Annotated in this window: 16 protein-coding genes; 6 read left to right on the top strand and 10 right to left on the bottom strand. The window is 35.7% G+C overall.

Translation table 11 applies throughout. The features are described 5' to 3' along the window. Positions 1-61: 61 nt before the first annotated feature. Positions 62-643: a pentapeptide repeat-containing protein gene (locus tag ACLI50_RS15365; RefSeq protein ID WP_395972193.1), complete on the top strand. Its 582-nt coding sequence runs from the start codon at positions 62-64 to the stop codon at positions 641-643. Positions 644-829: 186 nt separating this feature from the next. Here the strand turns inward: ACLI50_RS15365 and ACLI50_RS15370 are convergent, their stop codons facing one another. From ACLI50_RS15370 to ACLI50_RS15385, 4 genes are all read right to left on the bottom strand, one after another. After that, positions 830-1,540 carry a C40 family peptidase gene (locus ACLI50_RS15370; RefSeq protein WP_395972195.1) on the bottom strand — a complete coding sequence of 237 codons (711 nt, stop codon included), beginning with the start codon at positions 1,538-1,540 and terminating at the stop codon, positions 830-832. A gap of 338 nt (positions 1,541-1,878) precedes the next feature. Further along, on the bottom strand, positions 1,879-4,074 hold the full coding sequence (locus ACLI50_RS15375; protein ID WP_137904454.1) for a glutamine synthetase III family protein: 2,196 nt from the start codon (positions 4,072-4,074) through the stop codon (positions 1,879-1,881). A 252-nt stretch (positions 4,075-4,326) separates the two neighbouring features. Next, positions 4,327-4,731, bottom strand: coding sequence for a hypothetical protein (locus tag ACLI50_RS15380; protein WP_110009134.1), 405 nt, complete (start codon positions 4,729-4,731; stop codon positions 4,327-4,329). Then, positions 4,721-6,046, bottom strand: coding sequence for a hypothetical protein (locus ACLI50_RS15385; protein WP_411414157.1), 1,326 nt, complete (start codon positions 6,044-6,046; stop codon positions 4,721-4,723). The genes ACLI50_RS15380 and ACLI50_RS15385 overlap by 11 nt, the downstream gene beginning before the upstream one ends. Positions 6,047-6,219: 173 nt before the next feature. Between ACLI50_RS15385 and ACLI50_RS15390 the strand changes: the two genes are divergently transcribed. The 3 genes from ACLI50_RS15390 to ACLI50_RS15400 all read left to right on the top strand — a co-directional run bounded on the left by ACLI50_RS15390 (position 6,220) and on the right by ACLI50_RS15400 (position 10,593). Next, entirely contained in the window at positions 6,220-7,911 is a 1,692-nt protein-coding gene (locus ACLI50_RS15390) for a DUF6909 family protein (RefSeq protein WP_202841869.1), read from the top strand. A gap of 192 nt (positions 7,912-8,103) precedes the next feature. After that, complete coding sequence (locus ACLI50_RS15395; RefSeq protein WP_202841867.1) at positions 8,104-8,595, top strand: DinB family protein; 492 nt, start codon at positions 8,104-8,106, stop codon at positions 8,593-8,595. A 159-nt stretch (positions 8,596-8,754) separates the two neighbouring features. Further along, complete coding sequence (locus tag ACLI50_RS15400; protein ID WP_202841865.1) at positions 8,755-10,593, top strand: M1 family metallopeptidase; 1,839 nt, start codon at positions 8,755-8,757, stop codon at positions 10,591-10,593. Positions 10,594-10,643: 50 nt separating this feature from the next. Here ACLI50_RS15400 and ACLI50_RS15405 read toward each other — a convergent pair whose 3' ends face one another. Beyond that, entirely contained in the window at positions 10,644-11,246 is a 603-nt protein-coding gene (locus tag ACLI50_RS15405; RefSeq protein ID WP_343640843.1) for a hypothetical protein, read from the bottom strand. Between the two features lie 189 nt (positions 11,247-11,435). Between ACLI50_RS15405 and ACLI50_RS15410 the strand changes: the two genes are divergently transcribed. After that, a complete protein-coding gene (locus ACLI50_RS15410; protein WP_110009141.1) occupies positions 11,436-12,194 on the top strand; it encodes a type III pantothenate kinase in 759 nt (252 codons plus the stop codon). A 68-nt stretch (positions 12,195-12,262) separates the two neighbouring features. Further along, complete coding sequence (locus tag ACLI50_RS15415) at positions 12,263-12,790, top strand: GNAT family N-acetyltransferase (RefSeq protein WP_411414158.1); 528 nt, start codon at positions 12,263-12,265, stop codon at positions 12,788-12,790. Positions 12,791-12,858: 68 nt separating this feature from the next. On the opposite strand, the gene ACLI50_RS15420 is transcribed toward ACLI50_RS15415, so the two are convergent. The 5 genes from ACLI50_RS15420 to ACLI50_RS15440 all read right to left on the bottom strand — a co-directional run bounded on the left by ACLI50_RS15420 (position 12,859) and on the right by ACLI50_RS15440 (position 17,897). Then, a complete protein-coding gene (locus ACLI50_RS15420; RefSeq protein ID WP_411414159.1) occupies positions 12,859-13,290 on the bottom strand; it encodes a nucleoside deaminase in 432 nt (143 codons plus the stop codon). Beyond that, positions 13,290-13,907: a hypothetical protein gene (locus ACLI50_RS15425; protein WP_395972201.1), complete on the bottom strand. Its 618-nt coding sequence runs from the start codon at positions 13,905-13,907 to the stop codon at positions 13,290-13,292. Before ACLI50_RS15425 ends, ACLI50_RS15420 begins: the two co-directional genes overlap by 1 nt. Before the next feature lie 53 nt (positions 13,908-13,960). Further along, positions 13,961-14,881, bottom strand: coding sequence for a helix-turn-helix transcriptional regulator (locus ACLI50_RS15430; RefSeq protein ID WP_411414160.1), 921 nt, complete (start codon positions 14,879-14,881; stop codon positions 13,961-13,963). A gap of 117 nt (positions 14,882-14,998) precedes the next feature. Then, entirely contained in the window at positions 14,999-15,289 is a 291-nt protein-coding gene (locus tag ACLI50_RS15435) for a toxin-antitoxin system YwqK family antitoxin (protein ID WP_034691694.1), read from the bottom strand. Positions 15,290-15,320: 31 nt separating this feature from the next. Then, positions 15,321-17,897, bottom strand: a complete 2,577-nt coding sequence (locus ACLI50_RS15440; protein WP_411414161.1) for a hypothetical protein — start codon at positions 17,895-17,897, stop codon at positions 15,321-15,323. Positions 17,898-17,935 lie beyond the last annotated feature (38 nt).

The following is a 17,935-nucleotide window of genomic DNA, read 5'->3' on the forward strand; positions in this document are numbered from 1 at the left end:
GGAAGTTTATCATTGTTCTGCTGATCATTCATCTTCAAAATCAACTTCATCAACAATTTGTATGAAACAATCCTATTTCTCAGACGAAGATTTCGAGAGCAAAGATTTCACGCAACTTCCTTTAGAAAAAAGTGAGTACGAAAACTGTACGTTCAGAAACTGTAATTTTGAATACGGAAACCTATCCGGTTTCAGCTTTACAGACTGTGAATTTATCGGATGCAGTCTCAGTATGGTAAAACTGATCAAAACAGCATTTCACCGGGTTGTCTTTAAAGAATGTAAAATGTTCGGACTTCAGTTTGATGACTGCAATGCGTTCGGATTATCCTTTACTTTTGATGGAAGTTCATTAAACAATTCCGTTTTTTATCAGACATCCGTTAAAAAAACTGTTTTCAAAAATTCAAAATTAATTGAGGTAGATTTCAGTGAGTGTGATCTTTCCAATGCAGTCTTCAGTAACTGCGATCTGTCGGGCGCTGTTTTTGACGGCACAAACCTGGAAAAAGCAGATTTCCGAACTTCGGTTAATTATTCGATAGATCCGGCTTTAAATAGGCTTAAAAAGGCCAGATTTTCGCTTTCTGAGATCCATGGACTGTTATATAAGCTGGATATTGAAATTGATAAGAACAGTTGATATCTTTGGTTAAGTTCTGTTTGCTTATAAATTATCAATATTAAAATAATAGGAGAGGGGTTTTAGCCCGTTTTTTTCCTTCTTGGATATTTAACCTGGCTTAGCTGGAATTTAGTCGAAATAGTGTATATAAAAAAGCCATCAGGATTCTGATGGCTTCATTATTTAAATCAATTATTTATAAAATTAAAAATTTGCGGGTGTAGGAAGAGTAGCTGCTGCTAAGTTGTTGTAAGCCTCTCCTTCTTCGTTGATCACTCTTTTTGCGAATCTGAATTTAGGTCCCCAATAAGAATCATTCAGTGAAGAAATCATTACTCCTTTTGATGTTGCTGCGTGGATGAATTTAATCTCACCATCTTCAGAAACACTTTCTACAATACCAACGTGAGAAATTCTTCTTCCATGAGAAAAGAAAATCAAATCTCCCTTCTGTAACTCTCCTTTTTCAATTCTTTCACCTTCCTGAGCCTGAGATGCTGCTACTCTAGGTAAACTAAGACCTGCTGCTGCTCCGAATACAGAAAGAACAAAAGCTGAACAATCTATACCGTTTCTGGTTGTTCCTCCATATCTGTAAGGAGTTCCAAGGTATGTTTCAGCTTCTTCAAGGATACCGTCAATGGTTTTATTATGTTTGATTGCTTTTGCAATCTCAGAATTCTTAACTGCTTTTTTAGCACTAGCGATAGATGCCGCCTTTTCTGCAAGGAATGAGTCGATAAGTTTTTGCTTATCCTGCTCCATTTTTTTGTTATCTATAGAAGCTAGTTTGGCATCTGTTTTGTATTCTTTTGTGTAAGTTGCTGGTTTTGAAACCACATAATTTGTAGCACACGATTGCAATGAAACTGTAGTAACTAAAGCAACTAAATAAAACAAAACTCTTTTCTTCATATATATTTGATTATCCGTGTTAAAAAGGAATATTTATTTTCAAAAGCATTACAAAAGTAGAGATTCCGAGCAAAAGACCCCTGATATGATAATTGTCAGGATCTTATTTTAACACATTTTAACATATAATTTACATATGTTAAAGAAAAATAAACCGCAACAGCCTGTTTTTGGTAAGTGTGCGGTTTTTTTTATTAAGATTCTTTAACAAACTTCTTCGATTTTCTTCTATATATCACGTTTTGTGATTCAAAGTCTTAATTTTCAGTGCTGTTAAAAAAACAAAAAAATTCCCCGGTTTTCCGGGGAATTTAAACTAATATGGAACTTTACAGGTGTTATTTGGTAAACAACATTTCTCTGTATTTTGTCATTGGCCAAAGCTCATCATCCACCATCATTTCCAAAGCATCAGAAGCTTCTCTGATAGGATCAAATAATGGTTTTACTTTGTTACAATAGTTTTCTGCCTGTTTTTGGCTGTCTGATATGGTTTTTGCAGCCTCTCTGGCTTTGATAAGATCTTCAACACCAAGCTTGATTTTAGAAACATTTTCAGAAATGCTTGTAATTAAACTCATTTGCTCTTTTGCCAGCGTTTTAAATTCTTTATCACCAAAGATATCTTTAAGACCTTTTACGTTTTCAATTAATCTGTTCTGATAATTTAATGCAGATGGAATGATGTGATTTCTGGCGATATCACTTAGCACTCTTGCTTCAATATCAATTACAGTAGAGTATTTCTCTAATTTAATCTCGTTTCTCGCTTCAACTTCTCTGTGGTTGAAAATTCCCATCTCTTCATAAAGGTCTAGGAATTTCTTGTCCATTTCCTGTTTTAAAGCTTCAGGAGTCGTCTTAAGGTTGTTCAATCCTCTTTTCTTAGCCTCTTTCGCCCAGTCATCAGAATATCCGTCACCTTCAAACATAATGTTTTTACACTGCTTGATGTATTCTCTCAATACATTAAAGATCGCTTCGTCTTTCTTAAGACCGGTTTCAATTAAAGCATCCACTTCTTTCTTGAAATCATTAAGCTGTTTAGCTGCAATCGTGTTCATTACGGTCATAGACTCTGCACAGTTTGCAGAAGAACCTACCGCTCTGATCTCAAATTTATTTCCTGTAAATGCAAATGGTGAAGTTCTGTTTCTGTCTGTGTTATCCAGCAGGATTTCAGGAATCTTACCAACTACATTTAATTTTAATTCTGTTTTCTCTTCCGGAGATAGTTTTCCGTTGGTTACTTTTTCAAGTTCTTCCAATACACTGAACAGCTGGCTTCCGATGAATACGGAAATAATTGCCGGCGGCGCTTCGTTGGCACCAAGCCTGTGGTCATTGCTTGCAGAAGCGATACTTGCTCTTAGAAGATCTGCATATTCGTGAACCGCTTTAATGGTGTTAACAAAGAATGTCAGGAACTGTAAGTTTTTCTTTGGATTTTTTCCAGGGCTTAACAGGTTTTCACCAGTATCTGTTGCTAAAGACCAGTTGTTGTGTTTTCCGCTTCCGTTTACTCCTGCGAATGGTTTTTCGTGGAAAAGAATATGGAAGTGGTGTTTGTGTGCTACTCTTGCCATGATGTCCATCAACAAAGAGTTGTGGTCTACAGCAACGTTAACTTCTTCAAACATTGGTGCAAGCTCGAACTGGTTAGGGGCAACCTCGTTATGTCTTGTTGTTGCAGGGATACCCAATTTCATACATTCGATTTCCAGCTCTTTCATGAAGTTCATTACTCTTGTCGGAATAGAACCGAAATAATGGTCATCCAGCTGCTGTCCTTTTGCCGGAGAATGTCCTAATAATGTTTTACCTGTTAATACAAGGTCCGGACGTGATTGGTATAATGCTGAATCAACAAGGAAATATTCCTGCTCCCAACCCAAAGTAGGAGTTACCTTTGTTACATTTTTGTCAAAATACTGCATTACATTCGTTGCAGCTTCATCCACAGCGTTCAAAGCTCTTAAAAGAGGTGCTTTATAATCTAACGTTTCTCCTGTATAAGAAATGAAGATGGAAGGAATACATAATGTAGTTCCCATAATGAATGCCGGAGACGTAGGGTCCCAAGCTGTATAACCTCTTGCTTCAAAAGTATTTCTGATACCTCCGTTAGGGAAAGATGATGCATCCGGCTCCTGCTGGATAAGCATGTTTCCACTGAATCTTTCAATGGCTCTACCTCCTTCGATTGGAGTGAAGAAAGAATCGTGCTTTTCTGCAGTAGTACCCGTCAAAGGCTGAAACCAGTGCGTATAGTGTGTTACACCTTTGCTCATTGCCCAGTCTTTCATCGCTACAGCTACCTGATCTGCAATATGTCTCTGGATTTTAGTTCCTTTTTTAATCGCATCCATGATAGAACCGAATGCTTCTTTTGTTAAATATTCTCTCATGGTTTCTTCTGAGAAAACATTTTTACAGAATAGCTCTGATAATTTCGCAGGGATCTCAACAGAGTTGTCTTTTCTGAAATCCTTAAATGGAAGGGTTTCTAATGCTTTGAATCTTAAGGTTGACATAATTGGGTTGATTTTTTACAGCGCAAATTTACAAAAAAAATGAATTGAAAATATTTTAACCCTAAAAATTTTAGGGGTTGTTTGAAATTTTATATAATGTAAACAATTGTTTGGTGTTTTTTTACAGGGGTGTTTTGTGGTTTTGTATTCAGAAGGACTTGGAGTATGGAAGCTAATTGTCCGGACGGTGCAAAGAGCAATTGTATTTGCTGTCTTCCAGGATATATCAAATTAAAATTACAATTATTTAACTTAATTTTTGAGATTTTTTCTGAAAATAAATAAAAATATAGGCAGAAAAATAAAAAATGAATAGAGAAAAGGCCTAAAATAATCCATATCATAAACATCAAATACATAGAATAAAACATGAGTTCCAAAAGTTATGAAGAGATATGGTAATATTTTTTTAGAAGAAATCACCTGGTTTACAAAGAACATGGTCAGCATTTGAAGGAGAATTACCAAAGGGAACTTATCAAATAATCCATAGATTCCTGCAAAAGGGGATATTAAAATTGATTTAATAATTTGGGTAAGGTTTGGTGCTTCATCAAGCTGAAACAAAAAAAATAAAGCTCTGATAGGAAAGTATATAAAGATATGACAAATCCATATTTTCCAAAAAAGAGAAATTCTGTTTAATTTATTTTTCATAAGGTTTAATAATTTTTACAATTTCATTATCGACTGTTCCATCTGGATTTAGTTTGCCCTTGAACCCATACCATTTTGGTTTATGCTTGTATAAATATAGCATTAATAACGGTAAGTCTATTCTAAACTGTGAATCTGTTACTTTAGCATTAGGTGTAAAATCATCGAATGCCGGAACAATGTCGTTGAACCAACTAATTGCCTGAGCTCCGGCTCCATGCCATCCACCCTGAGGGTCTTTGTCTGCCATATTCTGAAACCTAGATATAGTTGATGAACTTGTTTTTCCATAAATGGGAGGAGCTACAACCCCTTGCTCATGTTGTATAAATTCTTTATCCCAGAGGTAAGCGGCGTCTCCTTTTAAAGGAGTTTTAGCATATTGACCATACATAAGCTCATGAAATTTGGTTATTGCAAAATCACAGATCCCTAAATTTAATTCATTTAAAATAGTTTCAACATCATTTGCTAGAAAACTATTCCCTCCTTCCAGTGAGTTTGATAATGCTTTTACCAATCCTTTAGCGCCTTTGCACCATTTTACATCATGCCCGAATCGATTTTTAATATTCCAGTCCACGCCCTCGTAAAAATCATAAATTTGTTTGAAAGGGGCAAGTCTTCCTGGTATTTTGTGTTCAATAATATAAGAATAGGCTCTTCTCCAGGTATCATTATTTTCTGCCCTGTCTTTTGTCAGCCATGAACCATCCTGTCCTTTCCAGTCTTCTATTTTTATAGCTTTGTTTCGTAAAGCAAGTTTGTATGTTTCATAATCGGGAAATTCTCCTCCAATATATTTTTCTACAGAATTTTTGTTGGTGAGGAAATCATACATCAACTGAGGAAAATTATTACCAACATAATTTTTGGGAAGGAGTATTTTAATTTTACCCCCATCAATATTAATGTATTTTGAATGATGTATGGCAGAATCAAAGTATTTTACTCTAGAAGATCCTTCTACAATTTCTATAACAAGTGGATTGATGTTTTGCTCCACATCTTTTACCCCTACGTAGTTGAAAAGAATATTAATTACCGGAAAAATTTTTCCCACAATAAAGACTCTTTCTTTTGGGAAAATATCTGTAGAATAATCAGATAACTGAATGGGCTTAATATATTTTCTGTAATAATTTGCATTACGAATCTGAAAAAGAGTTTTTACCGTATTAAGCTCTGTTTTATTGAGAAAGAGAACATCTGCGTCTTCCCTATCTTTTACTGTTAATATTTCCTGTTCTGCAAGACTTGAAATTCTCATCGATGGATATTGGGTATGTAACCCTAATCTTTTTGGATAGCTCATCTGTATATGTTTTAATTATGAATATATGACAAACTTAGGCTTGGAAGACGCCAAATCTCGACGTATTAAAAACAAATAGGCATCAGCCTGAAGGATATGTTTTAAACGACTTGTTAAAAGACAGTTAAAATAAAGTGGGCAAAGATTTTGTATATTTGTGTGAAATTTATTTTATGACAAATTCTAGAGCAAGAGAAACAACAGAGGCTATTGAAAGACTATACATCTCTATGAGACACTTATTTTATAGAGGATTTTTCAAGCCGGGCGGAGTTTCAGGAGAAAGTATCAGAAGTTTGTTAAAGACCATCAATCCGGAAATTTATGGAACCATGAATATTCCGAGCAAATTGGAATTGGACGGTTTGATGTATGTACTGGACAGACTTCCGGAAGGAATTGAAGAATGTGCTTTTATTCATCTTACATCTGATGAAGGGTTTGATAAAGGAAGTTTCGAACCTATTGTTCCCAAGAAAAGAAGAAGAAACTGTTATAGAATAGACGAACACCAGATGAATATTGAGGTTCTTTTGGGCCGTTCTGAAATTTATGACATTCTTACCCACCTTACCTTCCTGTTTATAGAAGCTGATAAAATCCGTAATCTGGCATTCATCCAGGATGAAAACTGGAAACCGACACGTGCCTTCAAAATTATTGAAGAAGTAGTGAAGGGAGAAAAGAAATTCAGCAGAAAAGAAAAAGAAGTGGCACTTATTCATCTTTCTTCTTTAATAGGAAGATCTTTTGATGAAACTTTAAGAGCTTATAATACTTTTGGTGACGATCATAATCCTGACCGTCTGTTCAAAATCATTTACAACTTAGGAAAAGTAAGTCTTGATGATGCAAAAGGTAGCAGAGAAAGAGAAATTCATTTCAGTTCTATATTGAAAGAAAGAGTAGGGCACCATTATTTTGGAGAAAAATGGGCAAACAAAGTGAAGGAAGTTTTATTTGAAAACAATCTTCATATGCGTCCTTTACACATTATTTCAGCCAATATGCACTCGGTGAAAAATATGCTGTATGCCAATAATGCCCTTAAAAAGAAGCAGCACCACGAGGTAGATTATAAACTGTACGAAGAGATCTCCAATAAGAAAGAACTTCGTGATAAAGTTTTAAAATATGCTTTGGAGGAAGGGATGATTCATATTGCTGACAAGAGTGGAAGTAATATTGACGTTCAGATTATAGACCTCAGCAAAACAGATCTGAAAAATACACCATTTGCAGACATCAAGTTCTCAAGTGATGATGTAGTAATGGTTTTTGACTATGCCTTCGGAGAGCAGGCTTTCGAAGTAATGGACGAATTGCTGAGACCTTTTGAACATAAAGGAGAAGTATACATGATGCATGTAAAATCCGTTTCCATCATGGGTAAAGCAGGTATTCTTACCGGAGCGAAAGGTGATATCATGATCCCTACTTCTCATATTTTCGAAGGAACTGCAGATAACTATCCTTTTGAAAATGCCTTAAAACTGGAAGATTTTAAAGATGATGAATTAAAAGCTTTTGAAGGACCAATGATTACGGTGCTGGGAACCTCTCTCCAGAATAAAGATATCCTTTCCTATTTTATGAATACTTCATGGAAAGCTATTGGTCTTGAAATGGAAGGAGCACACTACCAGAAAGCTATTCAGGTAGCATCCAAGATCAGACACCATATTTCACCGGATTTGTTTGTCATGTATGCTTATTATGCATCGGATAATCCGTTGGAAACGGGAAGCACACTGTCTTCAGGAGGCCTGGGTCTTACAGGAGTAAAACCAACGTATCTGATCACTTTAAGAATCCTTGAAAAGATTTTAAGAAGCGGTAAGAAAGAAGCTTCGGCTAAAAAATAATTGTAATTCAATCATTATAATATCAACCTCAGATACTTTTGTATTTGAGGTTTTTTTGTAATTAGTTAAACACAAATATCACGAATTTATTTCACAAATTGCACTATTTTATTGTGTTTAAAATAGTGGTTTTCATTGGTGAAATTTGTGTTTAAATAAAAACCTATCTTTAGGAAACATAAATATATATTCATGAGTTCAGTTTCACAACTCGCCAAAAGATTCAGAGAAGTTTTGCTGGATGGTTTCTGGATCGCCAATACCAATTTTAAAGATCAGCTTTCAGAGGTGACCTGGGAACAGGCGGTAACAAAAGTAGATACTTTGAATACCATTGCGATGCTTACTTTTCACATCGATTATTATATTGCAGGTATTATCAATGTCTTTGAAGGAGGAGCTCTTGAGATTAAAGACAAATTCAGTTTTGATCTTCCTCCCATAGAATCTCAGCAACAATGGGAAGACTTGCTGAGTAAACTCTGGACGGATTCTGAAAAGTTTGCCACATTATTGGAACAGATGCCGGATTCCCAACTGGATGAGGTTTTCGTTGATGAAAAATATGGAACTTACCGAAGAAATATCGATGGAATGATTGAACACAGCTATTATCATCTGGGACAGATTACTTTAATCAAAAAAATATTAAAAACATATGAAAATAGGAGAAGCAACTTTTAAAAACTGTAAATCGGATTATTGAAAGAAAGCTCAAAAAAGAATTTAACAATTCAGATTAATATCCATCTAAAACCATAATAAACAGAATAAAACCTCGGGATAACTCCTATTTGAGGTTCTTATATAAATTACCTACCTTTAGAAAAAATAAAATTTTAAATGAGAAAATCGGCTGCAATCATTTTTGCGTTTATCATTTCACAATTTCAGGCTCAGCAAGGAGCTTATTATCAGCAGGCTGCGAAGTACAAGATGGATATTGATGTCAATGCTGAAAAATTTACCTATCAGGGAAAACAAACTTTAGAATACACCAATAATTCACCCGATGAGCTGAATGTGGTTTATTTCCACTTATACTGGAATGCTTTCAAACCTAATTCCATGATGGATCAGAGAGTGGCTTCCCAGGGAAAAAATGGGGACGGGAGACTGCAGAAAGATGGTATTTCAAGACTCGCTTCCATTCCAAAAGATCAGGAAGGAGCTCAGAATATCCACTGGATTAAGCAAAACGGGAAAGACCTTAAGTTTGAAGTTCAGGAAACCATTATGAAAGTGTATCTGGCAGAACCTATCAAACCTAATTCTACGACTACCTTTACAATGGATTGGGATGCTGTGATTCCTATGCAGATCAGAAGAAGCGGAAGAAACAACAGAGAAGGAGTAGACATGACCATGACGCAGTGGTATCCGAAAATTGCTGAATACGATTATGATGGCTGGGCCACTTTCGATTATCTGGGAAGAGAATTTCATGCACCTTTCTCCGATTTTGATGTTACCATTAAAATCAACAAAGATTATGTCGTAGGAGCAGGAGGAATTCTGGAAAATCCAACAGAAGTAAAAGGCTACGATGCCAATGCCAAAATAAAAACAGAAAAAGACAAAAAAGTGGTCTGGAAATGGACCGCAAAAAATATCCTTGATTTCGCATGGAGTGCAGACAGAGATTATTCTGTAGAAAGCTTCAATGTTCCGGAAGGCCCGAAAGTATACCTGGTGTATCAGAAAAATGATAAAACGAAAGCATGGGGTGAATCTCAGCCTTATATCACGAAATATTTCCAGATCATGAATGCTCACTTCGGGAAATATGTATATCCTACCTATGCATTTATCCAGGGAGGAGACGGCGGAATGGAATACGGGATGTGTACTATGATTTTAGGGGAAGCTAAAAGTGTTAAAGATTTGATGGGATTAATGGCTCATGAGGGAGCTCACTCATGGTATCAGCAGATGCTTGCCACTAACGAATCTGTACGTCCGTGGATGGATGAAGGTTTTACAAGCTATGCGGAAGGCTATACCATGTATCAGTTATTCCCTGAAGATCTTCCGAATCCTTTTGTTGAAAGATTGGATGCCTACAGAAACTTCGTTAAAAAAGGAATTGAAGAACCTGCCGTTTGGTTAGGTGACCATCATGATAACGGTACATCTTATACCTATGCATCCTATGTCAAAGGAGAGTTGTATCTGGTGCAGCTTGGATATATTATGGGAGAGCAGAATCTTGCCGAAACCTTAAAGCAATATTATGACCTGTGGAGTATGAAGCATCCTTCAGACAGGGATTTCCTTCACATTGCACAGAAAGTTTCAGGGATGGATCTGAAATGGTTCCATAATTACTGGATCAATACGACAAAAACTATCGATTACGGAATTAAGGATGTAAAGTATGATGCGAAATCTACCACCATTACCCTGGTTAATAATGGCCAGGTTCCGATGCCGATTGATTTTGGTGTGATGACGACCGATAAGAAAGTCGTTACCTATCAGATTCCGATGAATATGACCCATACATGGAAAGAAAAGGATATTTATGGTGAGTTTAAAACAATGCCTTACTGGCCATGGACTCAGAAAGAATATACCCTTACTATTCCTTACACAAAATCCCAATTGTCTGTCCTGGGAATCGATTTCAGCCAGAGAATTGCAGATGTGAATATGGAAAATAATTTTGTTGAAGTGAAATAACAATTAACATATATAAAGCAAATCCACAGATGAGTCTGTGGATTTTTTTATTATTGTATTCCAAATTGCTGTACCATCCAGTGATGGGGATGATTTTGGATAAGATCTTTCCTCAAAGTTTCCTCTTTGGTATTTAGATAACTGTAAACCTTTAAAGGAACAGAATCCGGATATTCTTTTAAACCGCTTGCGACCGTCATTTTCGCTTCTTCTTTTTTTGAGCCGCTATCTAAAGCCTCTGCTTTAAAAATGTAAATGATTGCCGGGAGTTTTCCATATACTTCTTTTGTTTCGCTTTCCAGAAGATTCATTGTTTCTATCTGAAACACAGGATTAGGACTCTTTCCTTCTGCTACGGCCTGGCTGATATGCTGCTGATACATCAGAAAAAGATAAAGCAGGTGTATATTTTTGGTATTCGGATCGGAAACGGCTTTTTTAAGCTTGTGGGTAAATTCGGGAGTCATTTCATCATTGTCAGCCTGAAGATTTTTTTGATAAAACTCATCCATCAGATCATAAACTGTTTTATCCTGAGTATCAATTTTCGACTGACTCTTTATTTTTTGTAAAATGCTTGCCATTGAATTGCCGGATTGCGCAAAAATGGAGACGCTGAAGCATAGTAAAGTACCGAGGATCAGTTTTTTCATGAGATAGTCAGAATAATTATATTGTGTTACTAAATATAGTGATTTGTTCTCAGGAAAGAAAAAATAAGTGAGCCATTGTAATTTAGTTGGATAATGACAGGTTCTTTTTTTTAAAATTATTAAATTTAGTGCCTCAAAAATAAGCAGGATTTCAATTTATATAATGAATTTCTTCTGAAAAATATATCAATGAATTCAATTGTAATAAACGTAGGAAACAGCAATATCAGATTCGGTCTTTTCAATGGCGATAATTGTGATATTTCTTGGGTCATCAATACAAAACCTTACAGAACAGCAGATGAACTTTATGTACAGATGCTGATGCTCTATCAAACCTATAAAATTGATCCGAAAGAGATTGATAAGGTAATTATCGGATCCGTAGTACCTCAGCTTACCAAAGTAATGAGCTCCGGGATCAAAAAAATTCATGGAACAAATCCTGTGATTGTTGACAGAAATACACCTTCCGGAGTGCAGGCTAAATCCAAGCAGATGGGAACCGATATCTATGCAAACCTGGTGGCTGCACACAATTTGTACCCAAACAGAAAGAAGATTGTCATAGATTTCGGAACAGCACTTACGGCAAGCTGTGTAGCAGAAACAGGGGAGACTTTAGGAGTAATTATCGCTCCGGGAATTGTAACTTCTCTGAATTCACTGATTAACCAGACCGCACAGCTTCCGGATATCGAACTGAAGAAACCAAAATCTGTTTTGGGACTGGATACGGTAACCTGTATGCAAAGTGGTATGGTATATGGTTTTCTCGGTATGGTAGAAGGCTTTGTCAGCCGTATCAACGAGGAAGTAAATGACGATTGTTTCGTAGTAGCAACGGGAGGTGTTTCCCATGTTTACAAACCCCTTACGGATAAGATCCATGTGATGGACAGGCTCCATACGTTGAAAGGTCTGTATTTCCTCGGAAAAGATTTATAAATTTAGATGATTAAGGTTGAGGTTGGATCCAGCTGATACTTTAGTACCTCAATCTTACTATTAACATAATGGAAAAATTTCCCGTACTACAAACCGAAAGACTGATCCTTTCACAGCTGGAAGAAAAGGATATTCCTTTTATCGTTGAACTTCTTCAGCATAGGATTTTTTCTGATCTTACTTCCAATATTCCTTATCCATATGTGGAAAATGATGCCAGATCCTGGGTGAAAATGTCAAACGAAGCTTTTAAAAATAATACAGGGTATACGTTTGCTATCCGTAATAAAGAGGGGCAAATCATAGGAGCTATCGGGCTGCATGACAGAGATGATGATAAAGCTGAACTTGGCTACTGGATAGGAATTCCTCACTGGGACAAAGGGTATGTAACCGAGGCAGCAAAAGCAATAATAGATTTTGGCTTTAATGAATTGAAGCTGAATAAAATCTTTGCTACTCATTTTCCTCACAATCCGGCTTCGGGAAGAATTATGGAGAAAGTAGGAATGGAGCAGGAGGCTGTTCTGATAAAAGAAGTGAAAAAAGACGGAGAATATTTTGATCTTGTGAGATATTGTATCTTAAAAGACTGAACAGATCGTCTTACTATTATAAAATTGAAAGCCAAAGAATGTCACTATCCTCCGGCTTTTGTTTTTAATTATCTTTTACTTTTAAAAAATTCTTTAACAATAGAAGAGCATTCCACTTCCATGATTCCTATAATAACTTCTGTTTTAGGGTGGAGAGAAAGATGTTTATTGATAAAACCTCTCTGTTCATCACGTGCTCCAATCACTACTTTCGAGATCTGAGACCAGGAAAGAGCTCCTGAACACATGACACACGGTTCCATCGTTACGTAAAGCGTACAGTCTTTCAGGTATTTTCCTCCCAGGAAGTTGGCAGCAGAGGTGATGGCCTGCATTTCAGCATGAGCGGTCACGTCATTTAATGTTTCAGTGAGATTGTGGGCTCTTGCAATGATTCTGTTGTTGGAGACTACCACACATCCTATAGGAACCTCATCTTTTTCTAAAGCGGCCTCTGCCTCCTGCAGCGCCATTTTCATGTAATATTCGTCGGTAAACATTAATCTGTTATCGTTAAGGTTAAAGGAAGTTTAAAGCGGTAAATCGTAGGATCACCTTTTATCATTGCAGGGGAAAATTTTTCCGTCAGCGAATATAAAGCAATTTCTGCCTGTCTGTTAAAGGTGAAATTGTCTCCCTGTGCACGGACATTACTGACTGTTCCATCTTTCTCAACAATAAAGTCAACATCCGTTTTTATCATCTTCTCTTTAGAATATACCCCATCAACATACAAAAGATTGGCAACTTCCTGTCTCAAAGAATTAATTCCACCTGGATAATCCGCAATCTTTTCAGCATCTGCAAACTTTTCAGATGAGGTGAGCCTGGGATTTTTGATGGTTTGAAGGTCCTCCAGATTCCTGACTTTTAATAAAGCTCCGATCAGAGCATTGTTTTCAATGCTATCCATTTTTTTCATGAAGAAAAGGAAGTCTCCCTTTATCGCAGCTTTTTTTACCGTATTGGATTCTGCATCAAATTTCTTTTTGAACTCTTTATTCAGCATATTTCTGTGCTGGTTATAATAACTCTTTACAAGCCTGAACTCTTCTTTCTGCTGTGCGAGAAAAAAGGAAGAGATAAAGCAGCTGATGCCAATGAATAAAGTTTTCAATAATGGTATATTTATGTAAATATAACAAAAAATATGAAATATATTCCTGATGATCAGCTTTCAAGATAACGGTTCAAAGATTCCTGTAAATGATTGCGGATATCTTCAACTAAGGTTTTCGGTTCCAGAACGGTTACTTCTTTTCCGTAAGAAAGAATTTCCTGCATGAAATCATAAGTAGGGTGGAGGAAGAACTCAAAATAGATCTCTTCCGGCGTTTCTTTGGTTTCTTTCTGTGACTGATGAAGTGGGAAACTTCTGATGTACTCTCCCTGATGGCGGCTGCATTTCAATACAATGTTCTGCGGATTCTGTTCTGTCAGGTTCATCACTCCGAATGCATTTTTAAAGTGCTCTCTGAAGTTGTATTTGTATTTTTCCCTGAACTGATTTTTAGCCACATCAAGATAATTGATCCTGTCAAGCCCGAATGATTTTAAAACTTTGTCTTTGGTATCAATAGCAATAAGATACCATCGGTCTTTAGATTCTTTTAAAGCCAAAGGATGCACTTTTCTGGAGGTCATCAGTTTGTTCTTGTAATTGTAGTGTTCAAAACTCACAACTCTTTTATTTCTGATCGCAAAGAACAGGTCATAAAAATGTTCCACACCGGTTGGTTTGCGGCTTTCAAAAAAGATAAAATCTGAAAAGTCCGGATGAAGATTCAGGGCGTTGCTTACCTGGAAAGATTCAAGAAGTTTTTGATTGTATTCATCTACTTCCATAATCGGGCGGCTCTCGATATAATACCGGTTGTCACCCTTTTTTTTGTTGTGAATAGAGAGGTTAAAAAGATCGGAAATCTCCCGGATATCCCTCTGCAGGGTACGGATAGAGTAGCTCTTGATTCCCGCATCCTGGAATTCAAAAGAGTTTAAAAGATAGTCCTCCAGCTGGGAATAGGTAGCCGGAGAACTTTCTAATCTTTTAATAATTAAGGCATATCTTGTCAGATAAAAATCTTTCTTCATTTCTCTATTTTTTAGGGTGCAGCAACGCTGCATTCATGGTAAAGTTTTATAAGACAAATATATGCGGTTCATGCGACAAAACGTGTCGTGTTTTATTTTTTATTTATTCTATTTTTATTAGAAGGATGCCGTCAAATTACCATTTTCATCCCATTTTTTATAAGTGCCGTCGTATTCTACGTTGTTATGGGCTTTGTATTCTGTGTATTTTTTACCGTTTTTATGATAAGATCTGAACCATCCTTCCTGATAGCCATCTTTATATTCCTCTTCGCAAAAAAGCTCGCCAGTGTCATAGTATCGTAAAACAATACCTGTAAAAGGGCTGCCATTGTGATAATATATAGGAACTCCTCCGCCGTCTAAACGGTTACATGTTAACTCGCTTTCTTTTATTTTTAATGCCATGATTATTCGATTAATGTATTAAACAAATTTATTAAAATCCCATGAATCTAATTCCTGAGGTTAAATAATAACAATGGACACATGGAGGTTGTAATTTATCGGCAATTCTTAAATATCTGTTGTATCCGATAATATCATGAAAGACTGCTTCTCCCAGTTTTCCTTCAGGATCAATAGTAGTTAACAGCCTATCTAATGCTCTGATCTCTCCATGAGACCCCATTGCACCAGCCCTTAATATGTCAATTTCTTCAGCAGGAACCCCTTTCATTTTTAAACGGGCAATATGCTTTTCCAACCTTATTTTAAGAGTAGGGTGGATATTATCAATGAAGTTTTTATATACTTCACCTTTTCCTTTTCCTATTTCTGCTTTCAAAAAATTGGTTTCAGTTGAAATATACCTTATTCCATTTTTTACATAAATGAAACCACTTATCATTGTTTTTTCGAAAATAACACCAGCATCGAAAGTAGAAAGAATTTTGGCAGCATCTATATTCACCTTTTCTACGAGGCTTCTACCCCAATCCCCATATTTATTATAAGCTTCTGCTTCAGTAAGTAAATCTTTTAAATTACTTGTAGGATATATTTTACCATATGTAAGAAGTTCTTCAGCTGCTTTAATAAATTCCTTTGGGTTATTAAGGTGCTTCAACAGCTTGTTGGCCTCTTTATAAAACTCGGATTTTTGAGCTCTTGTAATTATTTCACCTTTATATACTATAGCAATCTCGTTATTAACTTCTTCTACAACCTTATTTTTTACAATTCTTTGAGTCTTGAACTGTCCTTCTATAAGGAACATGCCATATTTATTTAGCATTTTTGATTTAGCTTCGTTTACAAGACCTCTTGTTGCATCTATTAATTCCTTGTTTGTCAGGAGTACCTTAAATGTATTTTTGGTAAAGTTAGAAATTTCTCTTTCAAGCATTACTTTTACCATGCAGCTCATTACAAAATTCTTTACTTCTGCTCTGGTTTCTTCGGCTAATATCTTTCCCCCTATTTTGTATAATTGTTGTACTACGGCTGTTGTAGCTGTTGCATAACCTGCTGTTTTATAAATTTTCTCCCATATATCCAGAAATTCTTTCGTTAGGTTATCTTTGGCTAATTGAATTCCCAAATCTCCTAAGGCGATGGCTCCGTCTACAGCTACTAACATTCCCCAAAATGTAATAGAGCTGGCTCCTTCAGCAGCTAATAAACTTGTTCCAAGGGTTTCTACAGCTAATGCAATCGCCAGCATGTTTATTCCAATTCTGATTGCACTGGCCAGTCCTTCCATGTTTTTCTGATGCTGTTTATCATAGAGAAACAATGCAGGTACAAATAAGAGACTTTGAGTTTCTTCTTCTATAACAATAACAATATCAAGTGGATTTAGTTTTATTGCTCTTGTTGTAATGGTATTACTACCAATATCCATGATAACACTTCCGGTATCTATTAATTGTTCGTCTGTAATATATTTTTGTTGAACATAGTATTTGTTTTTATCCTCTTTTAGATTGGACTCTATTTTTTCCAGACTTACAAAAGATTTTTTTCCAACTGAAAAAAGATGATTAGTAAAAGTGAAATTATCTTTTGCGATATGAGAGAATGAATTAATGATACTTATAAAGGCCATTCTACAAGGAACCTCCTGGCCCATAAAAGCTATCTCATCATCCAAAGCATGATAGAGGTTAACTACAAAACTTTGGTTTTTATTGAATTGTTGCATCAAAAATGAGATTCGTTGAGGAGTGTTAAATGCAAATAATGCTTTCATTAACGCAGGACTGGCATCTCTTACAAAGCTGAAAAAACCGTTTACATCATAGCTGTAAAAAGAACAAATGTTTTTCCATAAGACTTCAGGTTTTAAGCTGGATAATGTGAAATCAGGGGCGTTTTCATATAACCAAATAAGTTGTTTAATATCTGTAGTCCTTTCAATTAATGGAATATATTTGTTGTTAATTAATTGTTGAAACCATTCAGGGGTATCTCCTTGGATCTCTTTGATTAAGTAATATATATCCGTAATGTTTTCACTGAAAAACATAATGCCAACATATTTATCATTAATGCTAAATGCATTTTCTGAAGTTGTTGACTGTACAGAATTCCGATAATGTTCTGTATTTTTATAAAAGTATGCTGCCTTACACTTAATTTGTTCTTGGTTGCTGTCAATTTGAAAAGATATTGATATTGTACTGTCAATATTATCTATTTTTCTATTGATACCACAGCTAATCGATGTTGTAATTTTCTGTTTATAAGAGTTGATATAAGAAAAAGGAATTGTCTCATTAACTTTTCTCTTTACATCAACCACACCATCTGTACCAATTACAACACTTTCATTAATTATTTTTGTTGGGGCAATAAAGTTAGTCCAGTCTAAAGGTTTTTCTGTGCCAGTCTTCAAGTATTTAACTATCTTAGAAAAATCAATTTTTTCATTTCTTTCTAATCCATAAAAATCTTCTGAATATTTACCAGTTTTTTTTGGGGGTAGCCCTAGCGGAGGAATTGCTTTTATGATTTGAGATGGAGAGGAAATATCCTGTATTTTTGGAACTTTTAATGCTTTTATTGTGCTCATCTTTTTAGTTTTTAATGTTATGAGAAATAAAATGGCGG

This window comes from Chryseobacterium cupriresistens, assembly GCF_046614675.1.
GTDB lineage: Bacteria > Bacteroidota > Bacteroidia > Flavobacteriales > Weeksellaceae > Chryseobacterium > Chryseobacterium cupriresistens.

What these genes read in the sequence shown, in the direction of transcription:
- ACLI50_RS15365 (WP_395972193.1), top strand. Translation starts at nt 62, where the DNA reads ATGAAACAATCCTATTTCTCAGACGAAGATTTCGAGAGCAAAGATTTC.
- ACLI50_RS15370 (WP_395972195.1), bottom strand. Translation starts at nt 1,540, where the DNA reads ATGAAGAAAAGAGTTTTGTTTTATTTAGTTGCTTTAGTTACTACAGTT.
- ACLI50_RS15375 (WP_137904454.1), bottom strand. Translation starts at nt 4,074, where the DNA reads ATGTCAACCTTAAGATTCAAAGCATTAGAAACCCTTCCATTTAAGGAT.
- ACLI50_RS15380 (WP_110009134.1), bottom strand. Translation starts at nt 4,731, where the DNA reads ATGAAAAATAAATTAAACAGAATTTCTCTTTTTTGGAAAATATGGATT.
- ACLI50_RS15385 (WP_411414157.1), bottom strand. Translation starts at nt 6,046, where the DNA reads ATGAGCTATCCAAAAAGATTAGGGTTACATACCCAATATCCATCGATG.
- ACLI50_RS15390 (WP_202841869.1), top strand. Translation starts at nt 6,220, where the DNA reads ATGACAAATTCTAGAGCAAGAGAAACAACAGAGGCTATTGAAAGACTA.
- ACLI50_RS15395 (WP_202841867.1), top strand. Translation starts at nt 8,104, where the DNA reads ATGAGTTCAGTTTCACAACTCGCCAAAAGATTCAGAGAAGTTTTGCTG.
- ACLI50_RS15400 (WP_202841865.1), top strand. Translation starts at nt 8,755, where the DNA reads ATGAGAAAATCGGCTGCAATCATTTTTGCGTTTATCATTTCACAATTT.
- ACLI50_RS15405 (WP_343640843.1), bottom strand. Translation starts at nt 11,246, where the DNA reads ATGAAAAAACTGATCCTCGGTACTTTACTATGCTTCAGCGTCTCCATT.
- ACLI50_RS15410 (WP_110009141.1), top strand. Translation starts at nt 11,436, where the DNA reads ATGAATTCAATTGTAATAAACGTAGGAAACAGCAATATCAGATTCGGT.
- ACLI50_RS15415 (WP_411414158.1), top strand. Translation starts at nt 12,263, where the DNA reads ATGGAAAAATTTCCCGTACTACAAACCGAAAGACTGATCCTTTCACAG.
- ACLI50_RS15420 (WP_411414159.1), bottom strand. Translation starts at nt 13,290, where the DNA reads ATGTTTACCGACGAATATTACATGAAAATGGCGCTGCAGGAGGCAGAG.
- ACLI50_RS15430 (WP_411414160.1), bottom strand. Translation starts at nt 14,881, where the DNA reads ATGAAGAAAGATTTTTATCTGACAAGATATGCCTTAATTATTAAAAGA.
- ACLI50_RS15435 (WP_034691694.1), bottom strand. Translation starts at nt 15,289, where the DNA reads ATGGCATTAAAAATAAAAGAAAGCGAGTTAACATGTAACCGTTTAGAC.
- ACLI50_RS15440 (WP_411414161.1), bottom strand. Translation starts at nt 17,897, where the DNA reads ATGAGCACAATAAAAGCATTAAAAGTTCCAAAAATACAGGATATTTCC.